The following is a 25,129-nucleotide window of genomic DNA, read 5'->3' as shown; positions in this document are numbered from 1 at the left end:
TCCCCTAATGCAATCAACTGTAATTGTACACGGTTAGGATTACGGTTGCAAAGACATTGAAAAAGCCAAAGCATGTTGCTTTGCTTTGACTTTTCCAGTTCCTGCATATCTTACTTGTCTTTGTCGTCATTTACTTCTTCAAATTCAGCGTCGACTACATCGTCGCCCTGGTTGCCTTGCGGCTGTTCGCCCTGTGCTCCTTGCTGAGCCGCTGCTGCCTGCTCATAAGCTTTCATGGCCAAACCTTGAAGAATTTCTTCCAGTTTCTCTTTTTTCGCACGGATGTCATCTGTGCTGTCTGATTCCAATGCGGCTTTCAGCTCATCGCGAGCCTGCTCGGCATTTGTTTTTTCTTCTTCTGTTACGACTTCGCCAAGATCCGCGATTGTTTTGTCTGTTTGGAAAACAGCCTGGTCGGCTTCGTTGCGCAGTTCTACTTCTTCTTTGCGCTTTTCATCCGCTTCTGCATTTTCTTCCGCTTCTTTCACCATGCGTTCGATTTCATCGTCTGTCAATGAAGTATTGGACTGGATGGTGATTGTCTGTTCTTTTTGAGTTCCAAGATCTTTCGCTTTAACGCTCACAATACCGTTTTTATCAATATCGAAAGTTACTTCGATTTGTGGTACGCCGCGTGGCGCCGGTGGGATATCCGCCAACTGGAAACGGCCAAGCGTCTTGTTGTCTGCTGCCATCGGACGTTCACCTTGAAGAACATGGATATCAACCGCTGGCTGATTATCAGCAGCTGTCGAGAATGTCTGTGATTTCGAAGTCGGGATCGTCGTGTTGCGTTCGATCAACTTCGTGAACACACCACCCATTGTTTCAATACCAAGTGATAATGGTGTTACGTCCAAAAGTACAACGTCTTTGACGTCGCCTGTCAATACGCCACCTTGAACGGCAGCACCCATTGCCACAACTTCGTCCGGGTTAACGCCTTTATGAGGGTCTTTGCCGGTTTCTTTTTTAACCGCTTCCTGAACAGCTGGAATGCGTGTAGAACCACCGACAAGAATGACACGGTCAAGTTCGGACGCAGAGATGCCTGCATCTTTCAGCGCCTGGCGAGTTGGTCCCATCGTGCGTTCCACTAGAGAAGAAGTCAACTCGTCAAACTTCGCGCGGCTCATTGTCACTTCCAGGTGAAGCGGTCCTGCTTCTCCTGCAGTGATGAACGGCAATGAGATTTGAGTTGAAGAAACACCTGACAAATCTTTTTTCGCTTTTTCAGCAGCATCTTTCAATCGCTGTGTCGCCATTTTGTCTTTCGACAAATCGATGCCGTTTTCTTTTTTGAATTCCTGCACCAAATAGTCAATGATGACTTTATCGAAGTCATCTCCGCCCAGACGGTTGTCACCGGCAGTTGAACGTACTTCGAATACACCTTCACCAAGTTCAAGAATCGATACGTCGAACGTACCGCCACCAAGGTCATAAACGAGAACCGTTTCATCGTGATCCATTTTGTCCAGACCGTATGCAAGCGCTGCGGCAGTCGGTTCGTTGATGATGCGCTCAACTTCAAGTCCGGCAATGCGTCCGGCGTCTTTAGTTGCCTGGCGTTCAGCGTCGTTAAAGTATGCCGGCACTGTGATAACAGCCTTGTCCACTTTTTCACCCAAATAATCTTCAGCATAGCCTTTGATGTATTGAAGGATCATGGCAGAAACTTCCTGAGGCGTATATTCTTTTCCTTCAGCTGTCACTTTTTCCTGTGTACCCATCAAACGTTTGATGGACTGGATGGTGTTCGGGTTTGTGATGGACTGGCGTTTCGCCACCTCACCGACTTGGCGTTCACCGTTTTTGAATGCAACAACAGAAGGAGTCGTACGGTTGCCTTCCGGATTCGGAATGATCTTTGGTTCGCCGCCTTCCAATACTGCAACTGCTGAGTTTGTTGTTCCTAAGTCAATACCGATAATTTTGCTCATTTCAATTCCTCCATTAGCTTTTATTCGTTGACTTTCACCATTGCCGGACGCAGGACTCTGCCTTTTAAGGTATACCCTTTTTGAAGTTCCTGTAAGACAATTCCCGGTTCGGCTTCTTCATCTTTTTCCTGCATGACCGCCTGATGGAAATTCGGATCAAACGGTTCGCCAAGAGCTTTTATTTCCTCCAGCCCTTCACGCTGCACCGCTTCAAGCAAGGACGACTGCACCATCTTGACACCTTTCAGCAAAGAAGCGGATTCTTCACTTTTCGTCTCAACAGACAAAGCCCGGTCGAAATTATCCAACACCGGCAGCAGGTCTGTCAATAAAGATTGGGCGCGGAATTTTTCTGCTTCCTGGCGGTCTTTTTTTGTACGCCGTTTAAAGTTATCATAATCGGCCATCAAACGCAGGTATTTGTTCTGCTCTGCTTCCAATTCTTCGCGAAGCTTAACCGTCTCATCAACGCTTGGCACTTCTTCTGCTGTTTCTGCGGTTTCTTCTGTTGCTTCTTCAGCATTTTCAGTTGCATCTTGCTGCGTCGATTCTGCACCGACAGTTTCTGTGTCTGTTGCCGTTTCGGATTTTTCTGCTCCCGACTCTTCCACAGTCACTTCTTCGGTTTGGTGTTGTTCGTTTTCTTTAAACAAGATTTGTTCCTCCTTTAGTTCATTTGCCACGCATCATGCGGGTCAACTCATTTGATAAATCACCGCTTAAAATGTCAAGCAACGTGACAACCCGCTTGTAATCCATCCGTTTTGGCCCAACAATGGCAATCGATCCGGTCTGTTCTTCACCGATATCGTAGGAAACGGTGATGACACTGCAGTCTTCCATGGCGGTAAGGACGTTCTCCGATCCGATGCGGATATGGAGACCCTGGCTTCCGACTGGTAAAATCATCGGAATGTGCTTGGCTTCTTCAATCACATCCATCAGCTCCCTGATTTTATGCAAGTCATGAAAATCAGGTTGGTTGAGGATGTTCAATTTTCCGCCGTAGAACACTTTGTCTTCCTGCGGCATCACGACTGCTTTTCGGAATGTGGAAAACAGTTCGCCATAGCGATTGACATGCTGTTTGAGAATGGTCAAAGTCTCCTGTTCCAAGCGCTGGTGCAGGTTGCTTAACGGAACACCGAGCAGCCGTTCGTTCAGGATATTGACCATCTTTTCGATATCTCCTGCATCCAATCCGGAAGGCAGTGTAAACACCCGGTTTTCGACATGTCCACCGTCTGTAACTATGATCGCCACTGCCGTGTCAGAGCTCAAAGGAACAATCGACAGCCTTTTCAATACATGCTTGCGCACATCCGGGCCGAGCAGAATGGACGTGTAATTCGTCAGTTCCGACAATATCATTGCTGACCGCTTGATTACTTCCTCAGTTTCAGCGATTTTGTCATCGAATATCGACCGCAGCTGCACAATATCCTGCTGCGGCAGCGGACGGGGTGTCAATAAGTGATCGACATAATAGCGATATCCTTTTTCGGACGGCACACGCCCTGAAGAAGTATGAGTTTTTTCAAGAAAACCGAGACCTTCCAAATCGGCCATCTCGTTGCGGATGGTAGCTGAACTAAACGGAATTTCTGGTTTTTTTGAGAGTTGGTTCGATCCCACCGGCTGTGCTGATTGAATAAAATCATCCACTGTCACTTTCAAAATGAGCAGTTGCCGTTCTGTTAACATGATCATCACCTCTGTTAGCACTCTATGATGTCGAGTGCTAATACTACAATAAAATTACCAAATTCCATTCGGCTTGTCAACGCATGCGATTTTTTTAGTTTGAAGGACTGAAGTTTATTTACTTCACATAAGTAAGTTGAAGCTTCTCATCTTTTCTATAAAGCAAAATCAACCATCTTCTGATATATGGTTAACCTAAAAGAAACTGCTCAAATACTTCATTTCCGACAAACCGTCCTTTTTTCGTCAGTTTGATAAAACCGCCGTCGATGGCGAGGTTTTGCTTTTCCATCTCTTTTTTCAGGATCTCTCCGTAAACCTCTTCCATCGGCCGGCCGAACTTTTGCTGGAAATGCGACAGTGAAACGCCGGTCGTCTTCCGCAGACCGAGAAACATTTCTTCTTCCATTTTTTCGTGGAACGGGACTTCATGGATATTCAGGACAGGACGCTTGCCTTCGTCCAGCGGCTCCATGTATTTTTTCAGCGGTCCTGCGTTGGAGTAACGGACACCTTTTACATAACCATGGGCACCGGCTCCTGCACCGATGTATTCTTCGTTGTTCCAGTACAATAAATTATGGTGCGATTCAAATCCGGGTTTGGCGAAGTTCGAGATTTCGTATTGCTCCAGGCCATGCCGGTCCATTTCAGCCATCAGCTTATCGTACATGGCAGCTTCCAGATCTTCCGTCACTGTATTCAATTTACCTTTTGTCATGAGATTATAGAAAACCGTCTTTGGTTCGATGATCAGCGAATACGCCGAGAAATGGGGCAGTTCGAACGAAAAAGCCTGTTTCAAGGTGTCTTCCCACTGCTCCATCGTCTGACCCGGCAACCCATACATCAAATCAAAACTGATATTCGTAAAACCGACTTGTCTCGCCTCTTCAAGCGCCCGGCTGACATGCTCATTGCTGTGGGTTCTGCCAAGCCGCTTCAACAGGTCCTGGTCGAATGACTGGACTCCCATGCTCAATCGGTTGACGCCGCCGTCAAACAATACCTGCAGCTTGTCTTTTGTCAATTCGTCGGGATTCGCTTCCGAACTCCATTCCAAATTGTCAGCCATCGGGACGTATTGATGGATATAAGACAGCAGTTTCTCCAGTTGTTCCGGCGTCAGTGCAGTCGGCGTGCCGCCGCCCAGGAAAATCGTCTCCAGCGGTCGAGCGAACGCGCCTTCCTGCTTCCACAGCGCCAATTCTCTTCCCAGTGAATCAATATAGGCATCCACTGGCTGGTCCTTAAAGAAAACCTTGTTGAAATCACAATAAAAACAGATCTGGTGGCAGAATGGGATATGGATATACAATCCCTTTACCATAGTATTCCTTCTTTCCAAAAGAAAAGGAGGCGCAAATTCCGGCCTCCTTTTTTCGTTTATTTTGACTGGTCATCCATTTTCAGGATGGCCATGAATGCTTCTTGCGGTACTTCAACAGAGCCAACCTGCTTCATGCGCTTTTTACCTTCTTTTTGTTTGTCAAGAAGCTTCCGTTTCCGTGAAATGTCGCCTCCGTAACATTTGGAGAGAACATTTTTCCGGATGGCGCTGATTGTTTGGCGGGCAATGATTTTTTGACCGATCGCTGCCTGGATCGGCACTTCAAATTGCTGGCGCGGAATCAGTGTCTTCAATTTATCGACAATGACTTTCCCACGCTCATAAGCGAAATCGCGATGGACAATAAAACTTAATGCATCCACTTGTTCAGAATTCAACAGGATATCCATTTTCACCAGTTTCGACTCTTTGTAACCGATCAGCTCATAATCGAAAGAAGCGTATCCTTTTGTACCGGATTTCAACTGGTCGAAAAAGTCATAGACGATTTCCGCAAGTGGCAGCTCATAGATGATGCTGACACGGGTCGAATCGACATAATCCATATTGATGAAATTGCCCCGTTTGTTCTGACAGATTTCCATCACCGGACCGACAAAATCATTCGGCACCATGATGGTCGCTTTGACATACGGCTCTTCGATGACACGGATTTTTTGAGGATCCGGCATCATTGCGGGGTTATCGATATGCAAGACTTCGCCATCTGTCATATGCACATTGTAAATAACACTTGGTGCTGTCGTGATCAAATCGATATTGAATTCCCGTTCGATGCGTTCCTGTATGATTTCCATATGAAGAAGGCCGAGGAACCCACAGCGGTAGCCAAAGCCAAGTGCCTGTGACGATTCCGGTTCAAACTGGAGCGCTGCATCGTTCAACTCCAATTTTTCCAGCGCGTCACGAAGATCATTGTATTTCGCTGTGTCGATCGGATACAGCCCGCAGTACACCATCGGATTTAAACGGCGGTAGCCCGGAAGCGCCTGTTCGGCTGGGTGGTTCGCCAACGTGATGGTATCCCCCACTCTCGAATCGGCGACATTTTTGATGGCGGCGGTCAAATAACCTACATCACCGACTGTCAATTCGTCGCGCAAAGTCGCTTTCGGTGTGAAAACGCCGGCTTCGGCCACTTCGAATTCTTTGCCGGACGCCATCATCTTGATTTTGTCACCCGGTTTTACCGTTCCTTCCATAATACGGATATAGGCGATGACTCCCCGGTAAGGGTCATACATCGAGTCAAAAATCAATGCCTTTAACGGCGCTTCAGGGTCTCCTTGAGGAGCTGGCACTTTCTCGACCACCTGCTCCAGGATCTCTTCGATGCCGATGCCTGCTTTGGCAGACGCCAGCACCGCTTCGGATGCGTCCAAACCGATGACATCTTCAACTTCCTGGCGAACCCGTTCCGGATCGGCTGCCGGCAAATCGATTTTATTGATGACCGGCAGAATCTCCAGGTCATTGTCCAACGCCAAATAGACATTCGCCAATGTCTGCGCTTCAATGCCTTGTGCCGCATCCACCACCAGCACCGCTCCTTCACAGGCGGCCAGACTGCGGGAAACTTCATAAGTGAAGTCGACGTGTCCCGGAGTGTCGATTAAATGCAGGATATACGTTTCACCGTCTTTGGCGGTATAATTCAATTGCACTGCGTTCAATTTGATCGTGATGCCGCGTTCGCGTTCCAGATCCATCGAATCCAGCAGCTGCGCTTTCATTTCACGTGAAGTCAATGCTTTGGTAAGTTCCAGTATACGGTCTGCAAGCGTGGATTTCCCATGATCGATATGGGCGATGATGGAAAAGTTACGAATCTTGCTTTGCCGCGCTATTTTCTGCTCTAAGTTCATTCTCTTCACTCCTATATAAACTACTATGAATTATAGCAGTGTCATGGACATTGAGCAATGAATCCCTGCGGAAAGCTTTTGCTGTCAAGTGAAACTTCTTTCCACGTATCTATTGCATTCCTTTTAACGATTTGATAGAATAACTCATGTTGTATAGAGACATTAAAGATATGAGATGTTTATATCTCTGTTCCTTTTGTCTAGGAGGTGAAAGACATGCCAAACATTAAATCTGCAATCAAGCGCGTGCGCACGAATGAAAAGAAAAACGCACAAAACTCACAGGAAAAATCAGCTATGCGTTCAACTGTTAAAAAAGCGGAGCAAGCTTTAGCAAACAACGCTGAAAACGCTGGCGATTCTGTGAAAGCGGCGATCCAACAAGTGGAAAAAGCGGCTTCTAAAGGCTTAATCCACAAAAACACTGCAGCCCGTAAAAAATCTCGCTTGATGAAAAAACAAGCGTAACATAAAAAATGCCGGTTCCCTTTCAGAGGGAGCCGGCATTTTTTATTGTGTCGTTTTGAACCGTGTTGCTTCAGCTGATCCTATCGGTGGCTCACAGCAGAAGGTTCAGATAAGCCCTGCGCCCGGTTACCGCATTTTCTGCTTATCTTCTTCCTTCTGGTGCCTGCGTTTTTCTTTTCATCAAGAAAAACTCCAGAATCCGTTCCCGGTTGCCGCTGTTGGTCTTCAGCTCCAGGTCAATGTCGGCCAAATCGCCCAGCACTTCCAGCAGGCGCTGTTCGGAAATTTGCTGCCGTTTTTCCACCAGCAGTTTCACACGGTATGGATGCGCTTTTAACTGCTTGGAGATCTGCTGTGCGTGATAGCCTTTCTTCTGCAGGTAAAATACGTGGATCATGAAACGGATCTGAGACGCCAGCAACGCCGTCAATGCCACCGGCTCTTCCTTTTGCCTGATCAGGTCATAGTAGACGCTGAGGGCAGTACTGATGTTGCCGTCCAGATACGATTGCAGCATTTTGAAAGCGTCCTGCTCAAGCGTTCTCGCTGTCATCTCTTCAATGAGAGGAATGGTGATGTCTTCGTATTCCGAACCGAGGTACAGCGACATTTTTTCGATTTCAGAAGACAGTAACGTTAAATTTGTGCCTACCATCTCAATCAGTTTCTGTGCGCCTTTCCGGTCGATCCGTTTGCCGAAATTCCTCGCTTCATGATCGATCCATGTTTCCAGTTCGTTGCTCTGCAACGGCTTGGCTTCTATCAAAACAGTGTGCTGTTTCATCAGTTTCGTCATTTTCTTGCGTTCATCCAATTTTTCATAAGGTGCGATAAACACGGTCACGCTGCTCGCCGGCGGATTTTTCAGCCAGGCCTCAAGGGCTTTCAGGTTGTGGTCGATTTTCTCTTTGCCCCGCTCTGCCGCTTTCAGGAAAGAGGCATTCTTGGCGATGATTAATTTCCGGTCACTGAAAAACGGAAACGTATCCGCTTCTTCGATCACATGGTCTACAGGAACTTCATCCAAGTCAAAATGGGACAGCTCCAGGTCACCATCAGTCATTTTTTCTTTTAATAAATCCAATGTTTTTTCGATAAAATAGCTTTCCGGGCCCGAAATCAGGTATACGGGATCTATTTGGCCGCTGCGTATGGCTTTCCAAATTGAAGTAATCATAATTCTGCCTCCCTCCTTCTACTATAACGGATTTCACACACGGATGCTATTTGTCGTTTTTGTGACGATGCGGAATTTCCGCCATTAAAAATTCGTTCAATCTGGATTTTTCAAGCTGTTTCACTTATAATTAGAGGGAATTAGGAGGGGTAGCAATGAATGAATTTGAACAGAATGTACAGTCGAAGCGAAACGACGCAATAGATGCCGGAATGGGCTTTGTAGTTTCTTTTGGTTTTTTCGCAGTTATCTTTATCATTGCGGCGGTCGTTGAATTTATGGCTCGATAAAAAGGATGAAAAGCCCCGGCGGCAAGCCGGGGCTTTTTTCTTTTCATCGCATGGTTTGAACGGAGACGGCTCCATTTTCATACTCAATTTCAATGGTTCCTGATTCTGCTGTATTCAAAGTCGGCAGCCCCAGTGACTGAAACCGCTCCACCACTTCTTCCGTCGGGTGGCCGTAGCGGTTGTCTTTGCCGGTTGAAAAAATGGACAGTTTTGGAGAAGCGGCTTCCAGAAAAGACTGGCCGCTTGACGTCTTGCTGCCATGATGCCCGACTTTCAGGATGGTGGTGCCCCGCAGCTCCTCTTTATGCCGTTCCACAATTTTATTTTCCCCTGCCACTTCCAAATCCCCGGTAAACAACACACTGAACGCTTCTTTTTCCATTTTCAGTACCAGCGAATCGTTATTTCCTTCATACTCCGTATCTTCCGGTGCCCAATAGGAAAACTGGATGCCGCCTTCCTCCCATTCGGATCCTTTTCCCGGATAATGAATATCCGCTTCTTTTGCCGCAGCCGACAACGCCTTCATTAAATCCGTGGCGGCAGATCCAGGCGTCGCATGAAGTTCCTTCACCCGAAAAAGCCGGAAAATCTCGTCCGCCCCTTCAGCATGGTCAGCGTCCGGGTGAGACAGGATCAGGGCGTCAATCGTCGAAATGCCTTTGCCTTTTAAATAAGGGGCGACCACTTGCCGCCCCACTTCATACGGCCGTTGCCGTTTTTTGAATTCTTCTGCATCAAAACGCAGGACACCGCCCGTATCGATCAGATATACCGCCCTCCGGTACGGCAACTCAACGACCGCACTGTCTCCTTGACCGACGTCCAGAAATGTCACTTTCAAAGCGGGGTCCGCATAAGGCCATAAACTGAAGGCAGCCGCCGGCAACAGCAGGATCAGCAATTGCCGATACTTGAAACCTTGTTCAGCCAGTGAATAGAACAGCAGAACCGTCGCAATCAGCAACGCCAGAACAAGCGGCTCCGGCTTTCCTGGATTCCACATTTGAAAAGGCAGGAACGACAGCCACTCCATCACACCACCAATCCACGAGCGAAGCGGCTCATAAAAGTGAAAAATCAGATCGGCGGCCGGCGGAAACGCCCACGTCAAAAAAAGCAGTATAAAATTAACAGGCAAAATAAGCATGGTGTATAAAGGGACAAATATACTGTTGACGAAAAAAGCTGACACCGACAGCTCATAAAAATAGAACAGCAGCAAAGGATATAGTGACAGCTGAGCGATGCATGTCACCAAAAAACCTGTTTTCACAAGCGATTGTGATGCAGAGAGGAAGCGAATGGAATAAATGATGCCAAAAGACGCTCCATAGGACAGCTGAAAGCCGATTTGATACATGACGTACGGGTCCAGCAGCACAAATGCGCAGAGACTGAGCAGCAAAACCTGTGCAATCGGCAACCTGGCACCGAAAAGGCTGGCTACCAATACCGTCAATACCATGCTCACCGCGCGCCATACGGAAGGTGCCCCTCCTGCAACCACCGCATACATCGGCAAAGCCACCAGCAAAAGCAAGATCGCCGTTTCTTTCCGGATATGAAGGCGGATCAGCAGAAAATACAGCATTCCTGAAACAATCCCCACGTGGAGACCCGATATGGCAAAAAGATGCGTAATGCCGAGTGTCTGGTAAACAAGACGGTCTTCCTCGGTCATCGTTTCCCGTTCGCCGATCAGCAACGCTTCCGCTTCAGCCGTTAAAGCTGCCGGGAAATGTTCACGAATATGGTGTTGTACCGCTTTTCGTTGACCGATCAATTTACCGAAAGCCGACCGTTTTTCTGTGGCGGCATGAATCGTATCGATGGCCAGGATATGGGAAGCGCCATTCTTTTTCAAATGCTTTTCCATATCAAATGAAAACCGGTGTGACGGCGGGGACGGCACCTCAAACAAGCCGGTAACTTGAAAATTGGATTTGTGTGCCATTTGTTCAACAGCCGCTTTTTCTTCCGCAGTTTCAAAGCGGTAAGTCGCATATACACGCGTTTTGCCGTCAAGCCTGGCAAATCCCCTCAAACGATCGCCGTCCACTACGTAATCGCTGTCAAAAGACAGCTCTCCCGTAAAGGCTTTTTCGTATGGAAAGTCATCCTGCTGACGGAAATCCTGCAGCATGTAAACCGCGATTGCTGCCAGCAGGATCAACAGCATGAATGACGCCGGTTCTTTTTTCCACAGCATCCAGCAAAAAAGCAGCGCCATGAACACAAATTTAATCGGTGTTTCATGCGCTGCGTATGTAGCAAGTATGATGGAAATTGCTATATAAACGTATAAATTGGCCGTTACACTTCGAGTTCTCCGAATAATTGCTTCACCCGCTCGTTATAATGGGACAACTCTTCTTCACTGCCACCTTTTTCACGGAGTTTCTCGAGCAGTTCCATGTACAGAGATGTTTTTTCGACACTCAGGAAGTCAATTTTCCGTTCGTCAAACGGCACTTGGACCACTTCAACGCCGGCCTGTTCCAGTAATTCAATGGCGTATTCATGGTTTTTATAATCTGCCGCATAATACAGTCGTGCAATGCCAGCCTGTATAATCGATTTGGTGCATTGCAGACACGGGAAATGAGAGACATACATATCCGCCCCTCCGACGTTGATGCCGTATTTGGCACACTGCAATAACGCATTCATCTCGGCGTGTATCGTTCTGACGCAATGCCCATCCACGACATAACAGCCTTTGTCGATGCAATGATCCCCTCCGGAAATCGAACCATTGTATCCTCCTGCCATAATGCGCCGGTCCCGTACGATGGTGGCACCGACCGAAAGCCGTGTGCACGTGCTCCTCAGTGCCAGTAGATGGCTTTGTGCCATAAAAAATTGATCCCATGTTATTCGCTTCATTTAATTGCCTCCCGCTGATGGTTATAAAATAAGTGTAGCAGAGGCACAAACTTCGTCAACCGCCTTTTGTCTATGGGTGTTTCGGGCTAACCGCTGCACCCCCGCCGGTGTTTCAGTCCGTCACTTGACGGTGATGGCGTCTTTCAATTGTTCGAAGGTCTTGTCGCCGATGCCGGTGACTTCCTTCAATTCGTCGATGGTCTTGAAGTTGCCATGATCGGTCCGATATGTGATGATGGCTGCCGCTTTGGAAGGGCCAATTCCCGGAAGCGAAGTCAATTCCGCTTCGGCAGCGGTATTCAGGTTGACCATAGTATCACCCGTTGCAGCAGCTGAGTGTGGTGATTCGGGCAGAAGGATTTCTTCGCCGACTGCCGGCACGTAGACGCTCATTTCATCTTGTAATTTCATGGCGAGATTGATCGCACGGCTGTCTGCTTCAGGAAGAAAACCGCCTGCCGCCTGAATCAGGTCCTGGATCCGCGCTTCCGGAGACAGTTCATACACACCCGGATGGGCCACGGCACCTTTTACGTCGACAACTGGTGATATTTGGATTGGTTCTACAGTAGGGGGAGTTTCCGTCTGCTGAGGGGATTCAGCTTCATTCAAATCAAACGATGACACCGGAACACTTTCCGGTACTTCCTGAGGAAATAAAAAATAAGCGACTAACAGCAGCGCGGAAACGGCGGGGACCAATAACCACACAACTTTGTTCTGAAGCTGGGAAAATTTCAGTTGTCATTCCTCTTTTCTTCAGAAGGCAATTAAATAAGAAGCTGTCTGAATTATAAGTTATTAATTCTCCGGTGTCCAGCTCATTTGGTTCGGTTTTGACGTCGGAAGTAATGGTTTGGAGAGAAATGACCGGTGAATTTTAGCGAACGCAAAAAGAAATGCGCGGAAAGCAAATAAAAAATTTTTATCGCAAACAACTCTCTAGGAACGCTTATAAAATCTTCTGATCGCAAATAAACTTTCAGGAACGCAAATAAGTTTTTTCTCATCTTCTACAAACCAAAATATGGCACTGGTTTTTGTTTTTGGAGATGAGTATAATTCAATTAACCATATGAAAGGGGGATTATTTATAAAGATGAAACTTGCCAGGCTTTCTGAAATGGAAGCATTACACGCGTTACTGGCACGCCTTCCGGACAATCACTTTCAGCGAAAATTTCTGGAAACGGAAATTTACCGGCAGGCTGCAGGAAAGAGAGGAGAAAAACGCCTCCGCGAACGCTTCAAAGAATTCGATTTGGACGCAGCCTACGAGGTGCTATGGGACATCCGCCTATGCCTAGGTGACTGGAGAGTACAAATGGATGGGCTCCTGCTGACTGAAAGAGGCGCTATAATCATTGAATCGAAGAATATCAGCGGAAAAATTTTATTCAATGAAGAAACCGGTGAGTTTTCAAGGGAAGACCTTGAAGGAAAAAAGACGATCATGGAAGATCCGACAGTCCAATTAAACAAGCATATCCGGTTTTTGACAAAGTGGTTCAAAACACAAAAAATCAATATGCCGCTGGCCGGAATAGTGGTATTTACCGCGAAGCAGTCCGAATTCATTTCCAAACCTAACCATACTCCCATCTGCAAAACTTATCAAATGCCTGAGAACCTGTTAAAGATATGGCAGGCTTTTCCCCCGGAAGCCCACAGTACAAAACTGATCACCATTAAGAAAAAGCTCCTATCCCTGCAAACCCCTTTTAGACGAAACCCTTTATGCCAGCAATATTACCTTGACCCGAATGAGTTACTGGCCGGTGTGAAATGTTCCCAGTGCCAGTTGCTGACGATGGAGCGCCACAGGAAAAACTGGCATTGCACAAAATGCGGTCATCGCGACAGCCTTGCCCACCATCTCGCTGTTCAGGAATACTTTTCGTTGGTTAATACGCACTTAACCAACGAACAATTTCGCAAGTTCTGCCGTGTCGATTCCCCTCACGTTGCATCGCGGTTACTGAAACAGCTTGATTTGAAAAAAACAGGTGAATTGAAAACGCGCAGTTATCAATTATGGAGCGGTGAATAAAAGGAGCGGATTTTGTCGAACGCTAATAGATCCTGCGGAACTCAAATAAAGCGATTTTTCATCCTCATAAAGAGCCCTCTGCGGAATCCGCAAAGGGCTCAAACCATTCTATTTTCGGGCGTGGAAAAAAATCCGTTCGCTTTCCTCATTCGGCTCTTCATCTGTGAAATCAGCTGTGATGGATTCCACCGTAAAGCCGGTTTCCTCCAGCCATTTCCGATACAGCGAAACAGCAAATGTCCGCTGTTCATGCGTTTCTTCAAAGCGTTCGAACCATCTGTTTTGGCGAACGAAAAATGTGATGTCATGAATGATGCTATGTTCGTGATCGCCCGGTTCCGTATGCCATATATATGCGATATCTTCAGCATCGAGCGTGAACGGACCATTCAGATAGACATTATCCACTTTATGGAGTGAATGAACATCGAAGAAAAAATGACCGCCGTCATTCAATGCGGCATGGACTTCCTGAAAAGTCCGTTGAACCTGCTTTTCCGTCTCCAGGTAATTCAGCGAATCGATGGCAATGGTGACCACGTCGAAACCGCTCAATCCTTCCAAATTGTCCATGGACAACTGGAGCACTGGAATTTGCAGCCCGGCTTCCTGAAAACGCTGGTTTGCGACCGTCAGCATTTCTTCCGAAAGGTCACTGGCCGTCACATCAAAGCCGATTTCGGCAAAAAGCTGGGACAGCACACCGGTTCCGCAGGCCAAATCCAGAATTTTTCCGGACTGAACATGTTTGGCCACCCGTTCCGCGTACTGTTCATAAGGAATGTCTTCCATCAGGCCATCGTAGACCGATGCAAACTTTCCATATCTCATATTTCGAGCGTCGGCGCTTCTCTCCAAAGCCGCTCCAGGTTGTAGTAAGAACGCTCGTCTCTGTGGAAGACATGCGCGACGACGTCTCCCATATCAATCAGGATCCAGCGGGCAGCGTCAAACCCTTCAACGCTTTTCACTTCGTTGCCCGCTTCGTTCGACTTGTCGATCAATTCCTTCGCAATCGCCTGTACTTGACGGTCGGAGTTTCCGCTGCAGATGATGAAGTAATCGGCAAGAAGGGAAATCCCCTCCATATTCAAGACGACGATGTCTTCCGCTTTCTTGTCTTCTGCAGCGTTGTAGGCTGTTTGCAATAATGTAAGTTTTGTCATTCTTTCACGTTCCCTTTCTGTCGCACGAAGTATTCATGACACTTCAGTGAATCCGGATAAACCGGTTGATTTTTTGAAGCAAGAAATTCGATGGAATGCTTTACGCAGGCTTCCATCATAACATCTAATCCCTGTTCTTTTAATTGTCGCAATTCATCGACTCCCTTGAACTTGCGGTTGGTTTCGACCAAATCGGCAATATAGATGATTTTTTCCAGATCTGACATGCCTGCACGGCCCGTAGTATGGTAGCGGATGGCATTGAGGATGTCTTCATCCTGGACACCGAATTCTTTCTGTGCGACGTACGCACCGACTGGAGCATGCCACAATTCCGCATGGTATTCAAGCAATAACGGATCCATCTTTTCTGAGATGATGATGGATTTCATCCAGTCACGGTCTGAAAATTTGGCGACATCATGCAGAATCGCCGCCACTTTCGCCTTTTCTTCCGGCACACCGAATGTTTGAGCCAATTCCGTCGCTTTTGCCATGACCCCGATCACATGGGCATAGCGATTTTCAGGAAGGCGTTTCTTTACTTTTTGCAGCATCACGCTCTGGTCCATACAATCGCTCCTTTCGAATATAGGCTTCCACTTTTTCCGGCACCAGGAAAGTCAGGGTTTTGCCCAAAGAAGCCCGTTGCCGTAGCATTGTTGAAGACAGGTGAATTTCAGGGGATTCGACCATTTGCACAGGATAGGCAGTTTCTGCTTCATATCCCGGGCGTTTAATGCCGATAAACTGAACCAAATTGATCAGTCTGTCGATTTGATGCCATTTATCAAGACCTTTGACCATGTCTCCTCCGATAATGAAATAAAATTCACTGTCCGGCTCTTTTTCTGTCAATTCTGCCATGGTATCCACAGAATACGAAACACCACCGCTGCGGATTTCAATATCTTCCACTTGAAAATACGGATAATCTTCAATAGCCAGGCGGGTCATTTCAAGACGCTGGCCGACGCTTGCATCGCTCACGTCTTTATGCGGTGCGATGAAGTTCGGCATAAAACGGACCTCATCCAATTCGAGCGCATGAAACGCTTCATTTGCCATAATCAGATGGCCGAGATGAGGTGGATTGAATGTTCCGCCCAGGATCCCGACTTTTTTCATCTTTTCACCGGCAGCTCAATTTTCTTGTTGTTGACGGATTGTTTGTATAGAACGACGGTGTGGCCAATCAGCTGCACCAATTCCGCTTTTGTGCCTTTTGCCAGCTTTTCTGCCACTTCGTGCTTATCATCTTCGTTGTTTTGAAGAATGCTGATTTTCACCAATTCCCGCTTTTCCAACGCTTCTTCGATCTGAACAAGCATCGCTTCGTTCACACCGCCTTTTCCAACCTGGAAAATCGGATCTAAATGATGTGCTTCACTGCGCAAAAAACGCTTTTGTTTACCTGTTAACATAAGTTCCACCTAATTTCTCTGTAATCAATTGAATCATTTTTTCTGTATCAGGTTCGACACCTGTCCATTTTTCAAAAGCGATTGCTCCTTGATAAACGAACATGCCGACCCCGTTGACAATCGTGCAATTTTTTTCTTTCGCCGCCTGCAAAAAAGAGGTCGTCAGCGGATTGTAGATAATGTCCGCCACAACAGCCCCTTCTTTTAACCGGTCAAGCGACAGCGGCAATGCCTCATCCTTCGACAGGCCGACAGAAGTCGTTTGGACGATGATGTTGAAATCAGCCAAAGAAGACTCGGCATCGGCCATCGTTATCGCTGCGCTCTCCGTCTCTTCCGCCAACTCTTCCGCTCGCCGGAAAGTCCGGTTGGCAATCGTCACATGATGGAAACCAGCCCGCTTCAAAGCATGGACAATCCCTCTCGCGGCTCCTCCCGCTCCGATGACCAGCAATTGATCGTTCCGGTCAACCGGATGTGTAAGCAAAGAACGGACAAATCCATCGCCGTCCGTATTAAAACCGGCATACTGCTGACCATCGCAGACCACCGTATTGACGGCGTTCATTTTTAATGCTGTGTCATCCAGCTGGTCCAAAAAAGGGATGATGGACTGCTTATGAGGCAATGTGATATTGAACCCGCTGACACCCAGCAATTTCAACGATTCGAACGCCTTTTCCAAATTTGCCGGCTCGACACGGATCGGCACATAACTGGCATCGATGCCATGGTCCCGGAACCATGTATCGTGCATGAACGGCGATAAGGAATGAGTGATCGGATCGCCGATGACTGCGTACCATTTCTTCATCCAATTCCTCCTATATCAATGATGGTCTGATCATTACTTCAACGCCTCTGGGGGCATAAGCGGCCACAACCACGTCAGGATGCTGAACGGTAATCCAGCCGAGGCCTGAAAACACAATATCCGTTTTACTGTCTTTTACCCGAAATTCATGCCGCACTAACTCCGGAAAACTCTCTTTGTGTTCAGCTGAAGGCGGCGACAGCATGTCACCCAGATGCTCTTCATACAGCTGGTCCGCATTTTCCAGTTTGGTCCGGTGAATCAGCAGGTCGTTAGCGATGTGTACTGTAAAAGATGAACGTTTGCCCTGGATAAAATCGAACCGTGCCAAGCCGCCGATATAAAGTGTCTGTTCCGGATTCAATTGGAAGACACGCGGTTTGATCTCTTTTTTCGGCATGATTTTCTTCAGGTCATCAGCGTGAAGATAATGCGCCAATTGATGATGGTTGATGATTCCCGGTGTATCGTATAAAGAACGTTCATCGTCCAATGGAATTTCAATCATATCCAATGTCGTACCTGGGAAATGAGAAGTCGTGATCACATCATTTTGCCCAGTCGCCTGTTTGATGATGCGATTGATGAAAGTGGATTTGCCGACATTTGTAGAACCGACTATATAGACATCTTCACCGTTTCGGTGTTTCTCGATGGCTTGCATTGCTTCTTCGACGCCATCGCCTTTATGAGCACTCACCGTCAAAATGTCCACAGGTTTCAGCCCCAGTTTATTGGCTTCCTGTTTCATCCAATGAATGAGCTTCTGCTGTTTCACCGACTTCGGCAATAAATCGGCTTTGTTGGCAATGAGCAGAATATCATTGCCCCCCGCAAAACGGTGAAGTCCTGGCAGCCAGCTGCCGTTAAAGTCGAAAATATCGACAATCTTGACGATCAGCCCTTTTCGTTCTCCCAGACCGTTTAAAATTTTCAGGAAGTCATCATCCGTCAAAGAAACCGGCTGAAGCTCGTTGTAGTTTTTCAGCCTGAAACAACGCTGGCAGATAATTTCCTCCTTATTCAATGAAGATGGCGGTGCATATCCCGCTTCTCCGGGACGTTCAGTCTGTATCTGCATTCCGCATCCGATGCATGTTGGCATTTCGCTCAATTTTCTTCCTCCCACATAATTTGTCCTTTTTTCTTCAGCCTTCTCATAATCCGTCTTTCCACCAGCCGGTTAAAGCGTGTGAAAAAACCATCTGACTGCGCCACTGGCAAAACCAGAATCGTGTGCAATTTATTGAGGTTGCCACCGAATATATCCGTCAGCATTTGGTCACCAATCACCACTACTTTGTCGCGCTTTACTTCCATGATGGCAAGCGCTTTTCGGAACGCTCTTCCCATCGGCTTCCGTGCCTGGAAGATGAACGGGATACCCAATGGGTCGGCAAAAGATTTGACGCGCATTTCCTTGTTATTGGAAACGATCACCACTTGGATTCCAGCCTGTTTCATCGCTGCCAGCCACTCGATCAGCCGAGGGGTCGCTTCTGGGCGGTCCCATTCCACCAGCGTATTATCCAAATCTGTTATGATGCCTTTTATCCCTTTTTTCAGTAACGATTCGGGTGTGATATCGAACACCGTATGGACATACTGACTTGGCACAAAATGTCGGTACATTGCAAACAACTCCTGTTTCCTCGAACTTAATGCTATTGATTATATCATATTTGCCACGGCTTCTCCCATCTTGACCTGTCGGCCGGCCGCAATATCATCCAACAGTTCAACCTGGTTCTCCTGGAAAAATAAAACCACCGTTGAACCAAAACTGAAATAACCTACTTCTTCGCCTTTCTTCCATTCTTTTCCCCGGTTTGTCAACTCTATCGAATTAATGAACATGGCACCGACTTTTACCACCAGCAAACGTCCAAAATCGGTTTCCAACTCTGTCACCATCCTGTAATTTCCGCTGAGCGGTGTTTTCCCGTATAACAAACCATATCGGTTTACAGGATAGGATTTCTTTCCGGCCAGATACTGTTTAAGCACTGTTCCATTCACCGGACTATGTATGCGATGATAATCTGCCGGTGACAAATAGAATACAGCATACTTACCGTTTTGATACTGTTCGGCCATTTGATCGCTGCCAAGCAGGGCGGCTAAGGAATACTGCTGATTTTTCACCAGAAATTCAATGCCTTCATGCAAATCTCCCAACGCTTCTATTGTTCCATCGACCGGCGAAACAATCGGGGCGGACGCAGTCGGTCGACTGGCCGCCTTCAGCTTACGGATGAAAAAATCGTGGAGCGATGAGAAGGAGTCGAGCGGCGAATCGATATCGTCCAGTGTAATATTATACGTTTTGATGTAGCCCGGAATCACCCAACGGCTTTTAGCAGATTGGGCAAAACGGCGCAACACACCACTTGTTACCGGACCGTTCGTCAGTTCGATGGCCTTTTGATACACTTTCTTTTTCATATTCATCCCCCAATACTTAAAATAGTCTATCATTTTTCCTGGTTAGACAGTATAATAAAGTGAATAAGTTTAACAAAAAAGGAGTGTTTTCCATTGCTGATCATTGAACGAATGGATCACACATTAAGAAAGCTCAAAACCCAGTCGGCTAATATGCTGACCATCGGCAATATGACCTTTGGCGGAGCCTCATTGATGGCCACTTTAAACGAAGCTTACAGCTTCAGTGTGCTTTTCATCTTTATCGCAGCTTTTTTTGATCGGTTTGACGGCGTGGTTGCCAGAAAACTGAATCAGGAATCCGACCTGGGCAAACAATTAGACTCAATGAGTGATATCATTTCGTTCGGTGTGGCACCTGCCATTCTGCTGTATGAATTGGTTCTGACAGAATTTGGCATCGCCGGCATGGCATTCACGGTCTTATACATTGCAAGCGGAGCGTTCCGTCTTGCTCGTTTTAATATATCGGAATCAAACGGCTTTTTTATCGGGTTACCGATCACTGCAGCCGGTACCGTCATCACCTTGTCTTTTTTCGGCCTGGCGGCATTTCCGCCGGTGCTGTATATGTTTTTGTTTCTGCTTTGTTCGATTTTGATGGTCAGCACTTTCACATTGAAAAAAGTTTAAAAGCTGAAGGCGAAATTCGCCTTCAGCTTTTTCATTGGCAGTGACTCCTCTATTTTCCTGAAGACAGGCGCTCTATGACATGATGGACGATTTGTGTGGAATGTTTTGCTGCTACCGGCAAAAATTCTTCAAACGATACCGACGACTCTTTTCCGGCGATGTCGGATAATGCACGGATCACCACAAATGGCACTCTGAATTGGTGGCAAACTTGCGCCACAGCGGCCGCTTCCATCTCTGCGGCTTTCATTTCCGGAAAGTGGCCGCGTACGGTTTCCACACGCTCCGGATCGTTCATGAACGAATCCCCGGTTGCCACTAAACCGACAGCATATGGGTGTTCTCCCAATTCCGATACTGCCGCCGAAGCCAGCTCGATCAGTTTTTTATCGGACTGGAAAGCTGCCGGCATTTGCGGCACCTGTCCCATTTCATAGCCAAAAACGGTTGCATCCACGTCATGGTGGCGTACTTCATCCGATATCACGATGCCGCCGACTTCCAGGTCTTTGTCAAACCCGCCGGCTGATCCTGTGTTGATCACAACATCGGGTTTGAACTGTTGAAGCAGAAGGCTTGTTGACATGGCAGCGTTCACTTTGCCGATACCGCTTTTCAGCAGGATGACTTCCTGTCCTTTGTATGTACCTTCCGTAAATTCACAATTCGCCACTGTCGTCGTCCGCGGTTGATCCAAACTGTTTCTCAATAATTCGACTTCTTCTTCCATTGCTCCTATGACACCGATTTTCATCCAGTAATCCCCATTTCTTTTCTGTTCTTTGTCGTAAAAAAGACGCCTTGCTTAATAGGCGCCTTCCAAGGTTTTCAATACATCCATTTTCATTGGTTTCCAGCCTTCGCCATCCACCCATTCCAGATGCACCCGATATTTCTTCGATTGATCTTTTGAGGTGACCGTACCAATCGACTTTTGCGGTCCACCGCCGTTTTGGATCATCATGACATACATATCGTCTTCAGCCAACCCCGTGGCATATGAAAGAGCACTGACTTTTTCCTGCCAGTCCACTGAATCTTTCTGATAAACTGACACGTGCTCACCGCTTTGAGATGTGCCGATGGGTTCCCAGCTCGTATTGATCACTGTTTCTTCCACAATCGGATCATTGGACTCTTCGCGTGTAATCGTACCTCCAACAGTTGCTTCACCGGATTCATCAGAACCGGTTTGTTCTTCAGAACTGTCGTCCTGTGGTTCGCTTTCCTGTGGCTCTGCATCATTTTGACTTGCCGCACCTTCATCGGCGCCATTATCCTTCATATTCGTTTGCCCTTCAGATCCTGAAGCAATTTGCACTGATTCCGGTTCATGGGCTTCTTCTTCATCGCCATCGAGGAAGATGAAAGCTCCGGTAATCAAAATTAACGTAAAGACCAGTCCAATCATCATATTCAATATGGAATTGGAGCGGTTCCGGTTTCTTTTGTTCAAACGCGAGGGATAAGGTTTTTGATCATTTGACATACGCTCGCCTCCCCTACAGATTATTGTACCATAATTCTCTGTTACAAAATTGATGTTTTGATAAAAGAGATGTTTCAAACGGATGTTTCTAAAAAACAGCCATTCTCCAATAAAGAATGGCTGCCTGTTTTAGCTGATGGAAACGATTTTGATTTCCATTTCTCCGCCCGGTGTCAACACTTTCACATTTTCGCCGACCGTACGGCCAATCATGCTCTTGGCAATAGGGGAGTCATTGGAAATTCGACCTTCCAACGGATCCGCTTCCGCTGACCCTACAATGGTATAGGACTCTTCATCGCCATCCGGAACTTCAACAAATGTAACGGTGGTTCCCAAACGGACCGTGTCTTTGTCCAGTTTGTCTTCGTTTATGATGACGGCATTCCGGATCATTGATTCCAACGTCGAAATCCGTCCTTCCACGAATGCCTGATCTTCTTTTGCCGAATCGTACTCGGAGTTCTCAGATAAATCTCCGAAACTGCGTGCTATTTTAATCCGCTCCACTACTTCTTTTCGTTTTACGGTTTTTAGGTAATCCAATTCTTCTTCCAATTTCTGCTTACCTGCAGCGGTCATTGGAAATTGTTTTTCGTTCGCCATTTTCCCCACTCCTTCAACTGCTGACGCTGGATAATTAGAATTATCTGTCAGTCTCGTCTCATCATATTATAAACTGTGTTGCTATTCAAGAATTGTTTTAATTTTTGTAACCATTAAATCGATGGCCACTTCGTTCTGGCCGCCTTCCGGAATGATAACATCTGCATAACGCTTCGTCGGTTCGATGAACTGGTTATGCATCGGTCGGACCACTGTCAGGTATTGCTCGATCACTGAATCGATTGTCCGTCCGCGTTCATTTATGTCCCGCAATAGACGGCGAATGATGCGTAAATCTGCGTCTGTGTCGACAAATAACTTAATATCCATCAAGTCTCTCAGGCGCTGATCTTCCAGCACCAGGATGCCTTCCAGAATGATGACATCTTTTGGCTCGATCAATACCGTTTCTTCGGAACGCGTATGCAATGCATAGTTATAAACAGGCTTTTCAATCGGCTTTCTTTCAAGCAATTTGTGGATATGCTCAATAAGCAGTTCGGTATCAAATGCCAGTGGATGGTCATAATTCGTTTCCAGCCGCTCTTCAAAAGCCAAGTGACTTTGGTCCTTGTAATAATAATCCTGTTCGATGACCACTACAGAGAGGTCTTTGAAAACTTCGTAAATGGAATTCGTAACGCTCGTTTTACCTGAGCCGGAACCCCCTGCAATCCCGATTACAACCGGTCGGTTTTCAGCCATATACCCGTGCTCCTTGCAAAGTTTGATTGAATATAAGTTGAACTAATTACCTTCACTTGTCGATATTCCGCAAAACAGTGAAAAACACATGCTCGCTTACAAGTGAGTAAATCTCTTAGCGCCGGCGCGTCCACGGGCTAGGCGGAGCTATGAAACGGGTGTTTTCCCGGTTCATGGCGGAAGCCTTGCCCAAAGCGGCCGAAACGGTGTTTAATAATAATTTTCTTTAATTGTACATAAACAATATTGTCATTTCTTCCTGCACACCATGATGCCGTCGCCTTGATTCAACAGCTGCGTGTCATATGCAGGATGTTCCATCATATGGTCTCTGAATTTCTTCAGGTTCCGGATCATGGTCCTTTTTCTTTTCGGCACATCGGCCATCGGCAATTCCGCCAAACCGTGCATATGCATGTTATCACAATAGACGACACCGCCGTTAGCCAAAAGGACTTCGTATTTTTCAAAAAACCGCTCGTACTGGCCTTTGGCGGCATCGATGAAGATGGCATCATAGTCCTTGTCCAATGAAGAAATATCCATTTCCAGGGCATCTCCCTGAAAAATCCGGATTTTATCACTCAATCCTGATTGGCCGATAAACTGCACCGCTTTTTCATAGCGCTGCCCGTCTCTTTCAATGGTATCAATGTGACAGTCAGGCAGACTCTGGGCCATTTTGATGGCTGAAAACCCGATGGCAGACCCGATTTCCAATATTTTTTCCGGCTGTTGGCCGGTCAATAAAGCAAGCAGCTGCTCCATGCCTTCGTCTTCCATAATCGGAACGTGGTGTGCATCCGCGTAATGTTTCATGTCAGCAATGGTTTGCTCCAGTTGTTCAGCACCCATACAAAAATCCCCTTTTTCCTACCGTCATGAAAGAAGAAGGAAAGCGAAAACGCCTCCTTCTCTCATGATTAATTTCCGATATATTGATCGCGATTCGCTAAATGTTCTTCATAGGTTTCGGCGAAATGGTTGACTCCTTCCGAGTCGGCCAGGAAATAATAATAATTGGTGTCGTTCGGATCCAGAACTGCCTGGATGGAAGACAAACCGGCTGATGCAATCGGTCCCGGCGGCAATCCTTGTATCTGGTACGTGTTATAAGGATGGTCAAATTCATAATCCGAATTGAACAAGCGTTCACGGTGTTCACCCATGGCATAAATGACGGTTGGGTCCGTCTGTAGCGGCATCGGCTTGTTCAGGCGGTTGTAAAAGACGCTGGCAATCGTCGCGCGGTCGGCCTGGCTGGTCGCTTCCTCTTCAAGCAGCGAAGCGAAAGTCAACAGCCAATGCGGCGTCTTCTCCATTTCCTGCAATACCGATTCGTATTGCAGCACAGTGGTTTCTGTCGCTTCAATCATTTGTTCAATGATCAATGTCAGCGATGGATCTTCTTCATAGAATGGATACGTCGCAGGATACAGATATCCTTCCAATGCATAGCGGATGTCTTCCTGCAGGATTTCATCCGTCAACAACGTCGGATAATCCGTCATCAATTGCTTGATGTACTCTTCATCCGTCACCTGCGTCATGAATTCTTCTGCCGTATAAGCCGTCTTTTCCTCGATGACACGCGCAGCAATTTCATCCAGTGTCAGGCCTTCCGGTACGGTAATGGTGAACAACGGCTCACGGTAAACCGTTCCGGTCTTCAGGCTTTCTGTAATTTCATCCAATGTCATCGATGGCGTCATTTCATAATTACCGGCCTGAAATTCAGATTCATTGTTGAATTTTACATAGTACTTGTACACTCGTGCATCGTCAATCAAACCGTTTTCTTCCAGAATGCTGGCTATACTGTCAATCGACGAACCGATTGGAATTTCAATGTCGACAACTTCGTCCGAATCGGGATCCACCGGCTTTAATGCGCCGGAAACGTAATTATACGCCTGATATCCGGCTATGCCGAACACGATCAGCAGAATTAGTGTAACGATCAGAACAATTCGCCGGACCACTCTCACTTCCTGCTTTTTCTCTCTCATCCGTTCGAACATGACTTCTTTTTTCGATTGCTTGTCCACGGGTTCCCCCCCTTATCTTTCCTACACCAAGTATACAAGAATTCCGTACAAAAGAAAAAGGC

28 protein-coding genes are annotated in these 25,129 nt (G+C 46.9%); 4 read left to right on the top strand and 24 right to left on the bottom strand.

The genetic code is table 11. The features are described from left to right. Positions 1–110: 110 nt before the first annotated feature. From dnaK to lepA, 5 genes are all read right to left on the bottom strand, one after another. The gene (gene dnaK, locus EEX84_RS01250; protein WP_123163758.1) at positions 111–1,943 is read right to left on the bottom strand and encodes a molecular chaperone DnaK; all 1,833 of its coding nucleotides are present in this window, start codon (positions 1,941–1,943) and stop codon (positions 111–113) included. 20 nt (positions 1,944–1,963) lie between these two features. Beyond that, positions 1,964–2,596 (bottom strand): nucleotide exchange factor GrpE, encoded by a 633-nt coding sequence (gene grpE / locus EEX84_RS01245; RefSeq protein WP_240033893.1) that lies wholly within the window; start codon positions 2,594–2,596, stop codon positions 1,964–1,966. A gap of 19 nt (positions 2,597–2,615) precedes the next feature. After that, complete coding sequence (hrcA, locus tag EEX84_RS01240) at positions 2,616–3,647, bottom strand: heat-inducible transcriptional repressor HrcA (RefSeq protein ID WP_123163757.1); 1,032 nt, start codon at positions 3,645–3,647, stop codon at positions 2,616–2,618. 190 nt (positions 3,648–3,837) lie between these two features. After that, positions 3,838–4,977 carry a radical SAM family heme chaperone HemW gene (gene hemW / locus EEX84_RS01235; protein WP_123163756.1) on the bottom strand — a complete coding sequence of 380 codons (1,140 nt, stop codon included), beginning with the start codon at positions 4,975–4,977 and terminating at the stop codon, positions 3,838–3,840. Positions 4,978–5,033: 56 nt separating this feature from the next. Beyond that, positions 5,034–6,863 (bottom strand): translation elongation factor 4, encoded by a 1,830-nt coding sequence (gene lepA / locus EEX84_RS01230; protein ID WP_123163755.1) that lies wholly within the window; start codon positions 6,861–6,863, stop codon positions 5,034–5,036. A 216-nt stretch (positions 6,864–7,079) separates the two neighbouring features. Here lepA and rpsT point away from each other — a divergent pair, with 216 nt between their 5' ends. Next, positions 7,080–7,331: a 30S ribosomal protein S20 gene (gene rpsT / locus EEX84_RS01225; RefSeq protein WP_123163754.1), complete on the top strand. Its 252-nt coding sequence runs from the start codon at positions 7,080–7,082 to the stop codon at positions 7,329–7,331. Between the two features lie 142 nt (positions 7,332–7,473). On the opposite strand, the gene holA is transcribed toward rpsT, so the two are convergent. Continuing rightward, entirely contained in the window at positions 7,474–8,508 is a 1,035-nt protein-coding gene (gene holA / locus EEX84_RS01220; protein WP_123163753.1) for a DNA polymerase III subunit delta, read from the bottom strand. Between the two features lie 155 nt (positions 8,509–8,663). Between holA and EEX84_RS01215 the strand changes: the two genes are divergently transcribed. Continuing rightward, positions 8,664–8,798: a YqzM family protein gene (locus tag EEX84_RS01215; RefSeq protein WP_123163752.1), complete on the top strand. Its 135-nt coding sequence runs from the start codon at positions 8,664–8,666 to the stop codon at positions 8,796–8,798. 43 nt (positions 8,799–8,841) lie between these two features. Here EEX84_RS01215 and EEX84_RS01210 read toward each other — a convergent pair whose 3' ends face one another. From EEX84_RS01210 to EEX84_RS01200, 3 genes are all read right to left on the bottom strand, one after another. Next, positions 8,842–11,010, bottom strand: a complete 2,169-nt coding sequence (locus tag EEX84_RS01210) for a DNA internalization-related competence protein ComEC/Rec2 (RefSeq protein ID WP_240033892.1) — start codon at positions 11,008–11,010, stop codon at positions 8,842–8,844. A 104-nt stretch (positions 11,011–11,114) separates the two neighbouring features. After that, the gene (locus EEX84_RS01205; protein ID WP_123163750.1) at positions 11,115–11,687 is read right to left on the bottom strand and encodes a ComE operon protein 2; all 573 of its coding nucleotides are present in this window, start codon (positions 11,685–11,687) and stop codon (positions 11,115–11,117) included. Positions 11,688–11,807: 120 nt separating this feature from the next. Next, the gene (locus EEX84_RS01200; RefSeq protein WP_240033891.1) at positions 11,808–12,314 is read right to left on the bottom strand and encodes a helix-hairpin-helix domain-containing protein; all 507 of its coding nucleotides are present in this window, start codon (positions 12,312–12,314) and stop codon (positions 11,808–11,810) included. Positions 12,315–12,786: 472 nt separating this feature from the next. Here EEX84_RS01200 and EEX84_RS01195 point away from each other — a divergent pair, with 472 nt between their 5' ends. Next, positions 12,787–13,737 (top strand): nuclease-related domain-containing protein, encoded by a 951-nt coding sequence (locus EEX84_RS01195; protein ID WP_240033890.1) that lies wholly within the window; start codon positions 12,787–12,789, stop codon positions 13,735–13,737. Between the two features lie 108 nt (positions 13,738–13,845). On the opposite strand, the gene EEX84_RS01190 is transcribed toward EEX84_RS01195, so the two are convergent. From EEX84_RS01190 to EEX84_RS01150, 9 genes are read right to left on the bottom strand one after another with little or no spacing between them, the layout of a single operon-like run. Next, a complete protein-coding gene (locus EEX84_RS01190; protein ID WP_123163747.1) occupies positions 13,846–14,568 on the bottom strand; it encodes a class I SAM-dependent DNA methyltransferase in 723 nt (240 codons plus the stop codon). Further along, entirely contained in the window at positions 14,565–14,903 is a 339-nt protein-coding gene (rsfS, locus tag EEX84_RS01185) for a ribosome silencing factor (RefSeq protein ID WP_123163746.1), read from the bottom strand. The genes EEX84_RS01190 and rsfS overlap by 4 nt, the downstream gene beginning before the upstream one ends. After that, complete coding sequence (gene yqeK / locus EEX84_RS01180) at positions 14,900–15,475, bottom strand: bis(5'-nucleosyl)-tetraphosphatase (symmetrical) YqeK (protein ID WP_123163745.1); 576 nt, start codon at positions 15,473–15,475, stop codon at positions 14,900–14,902. Before yqeK ends, rsfS begins: the two co-directional genes overlap by 4 nt. Then, positions 15,429–16,031, bottom strand: coding sequence for a nicotinate-nucleotide adenylyltransferase (locus EEX84_RS01175; protein WP_123163744.1), 603 nt, complete (start codon positions 16,029–16,031; stop codon positions 15,429–15,431). The genes yqeK and EEX84_RS01175 overlap by 47 nt, the downstream gene beginning before the upstream one ends. Further along, positions 16,028–16,327: a ribosome assembly RNA-binding protein YhbY gene (gene yhbY, locus EEX84_RS01170; protein WP_123163743.1), complete on the bottom strand. Its 300-nt coding sequence runs from the start codon at positions 16,325–16,327 to the stop codon at positions 16,028–16,030. Before yhbY ends, EEX84_RS01175 begins: the two co-directional genes overlap by 4 nt. After that, a complete protein-coding gene (gene aroE / locus EEX84_RS01165; RefSeq protein ID WP_123163742.1) occupies positions 16,314–17,141 on the bottom strand; it encodes a shikimate dehydrogenase in 828 nt (275 codons plus the stop codon). Before aroE ends, yhbY begins: the two co-directional genes overlap by 14 nt. Before the next feature lie 10 nt (positions 17,142–17,151). Further along, positions 17,152–18,255 (bottom strand): ribosome biogenesis GTPase YqeH, encoded by a 1,104-nt coding sequence (gene yqeH / locus EEX84_RS01160; protein WP_123163741.1) that lies wholly within the window; start codon positions 18,253–18,255, stop codon positions 17,152–17,154. Beyond that, a complete protein-coding gene (locus tag EEX84_RS01155) occupies positions 18,252–18,782 on the bottom strand; it encodes a YqeG family HAD IIIA-type phosphatase (protein ID WP_275669720.1) in 531 nt (176 codons plus the stop codon). The genes yqeH and EEX84_RS01155 overlap by 4 nt, the downstream gene beginning before the upstream one ends. 30 nt (positions 18,783–18,812) lie before the next feature. Beyond that, positions 18,813–19,586 (bottom strand): phosphatidylserine decarboxylase, encoded by a 774-nt coding sequence (locus EEX84_RS01150; protein WP_123163739.1) that lies wholly within the window; start codon positions 19,584–19,586, stop codon positions 18,813–18,815. Positions 19,587–19,679: 93 nt separating this feature from the next. Between EEX84_RS01150 and pssA the strand changes: the two genes are divergently transcribed. Beyond that, positions 19,680–20,219 (top strand): CDP-diacylglycerol--serine O-phosphatidyltransferase, encoded by a 540-nt coding sequence (gene pssA / locus EEX84_RS01145; RefSeq protein ID WP_123163738.1) that lies wholly within the window; start codon positions 19,680–19,682, stop codon positions 20,217–20,219. A 49-nt stretch (positions 20,220–20,268) separates the two neighbouring features. Here pssA and mtnN read toward each other — a convergent pair whose 3' ends face one another. From mtnN to mltG, 6 genes are all read right to left on the bottom strand, one after another. Then, complete coding sequence (gene mtnN, locus EEX84_RS01140) at positions 20,269–20,973, bottom strand: 5'-methylthioadenosine/S-adenosylhomocysteine nucleosidase (protein ID WP_123163737.1); 705 nt, start codon at positions 20,971–20,973, stop codon at positions 20,269–20,271. Positions 20,974–21,024: 51 nt separating this feature from the next. Then, positions 21,025–21,708: a YrrS family protein gene (locus tag EEX84_RS01135; protein WP_123163736.1), complete on the bottom strand. Its 684-nt coding sequence runs from the start codon at positions 21,706–21,708 to the stop codon at positions 21,025–21,027. A 129-nt stretch (positions 21,709–21,837) separates the two neighbouring features. Then, the gene (greA, locus tag EEX84_RS01130; RefSeq protein WP_123163735.1) at positions 21,838–22,314 is read right to left on the bottom strand and encodes a transcription elongation factor GreA; all 477 of its coding nucleotides are present in this window, start codon (positions 22,312–22,314) and stop codon (positions 21,838–21,840) included. A gap of 81 nt (positions 22,315–22,395) precedes the next feature. Further along, the gene (gene udk / locus EEX84_RS01125; protein WP_123163734.1) at positions 22,396–23,019 is read right to left on the bottom strand and encodes a uridine kinase; all 624 of its coding nucleotides are present in this window, start codon (positions 23,017–23,019) and stop codon (positions 22,396–22,398) included. Positions 23,020–23,268: 249 nt separating this feature from the next. After that, the gene (locus EEX84_RS01120; protein WP_123163733.1) at positions 23,269–23,874 is read right to left on the bottom strand and encodes an O-methyltransferase; all 606 of its coding nucleotides are present in this window, start codon (positions 23,872–23,874) and stop codon (positions 23,269–23,271) included. Positions 23,875–23,942: 68 nt separating this feature from the next. After that, positions 23,943–25,067: an endolytic transglycosylase MltG gene (mltG, locus tag EEX84_RS01115; RefSeq protein ID WP_123163732.1), complete on the bottom strand. Its 1,125-nt coding sequence runs from the start codon at positions 25,065–25,067 to the stop codon at positions 23,943–23,945. Between the last annotated feature and the right edge of the window lie 62 nt (positions 25,068–25,129).

The organism is Planococcus salinus, assembly GCF_003719725.1.
In the GTDB taxonomy this organism is placed as follows: domain Bacteria; phylum Bacillota; class Bacilli; order Bacillales_A; family Planococcaceae; genus Planococcus; species Planococcus salinus.
Note: the sequence above shows the minus strand (reverse complement) of the source record. Positions and strands in the feature narration are given on the sequence as shown.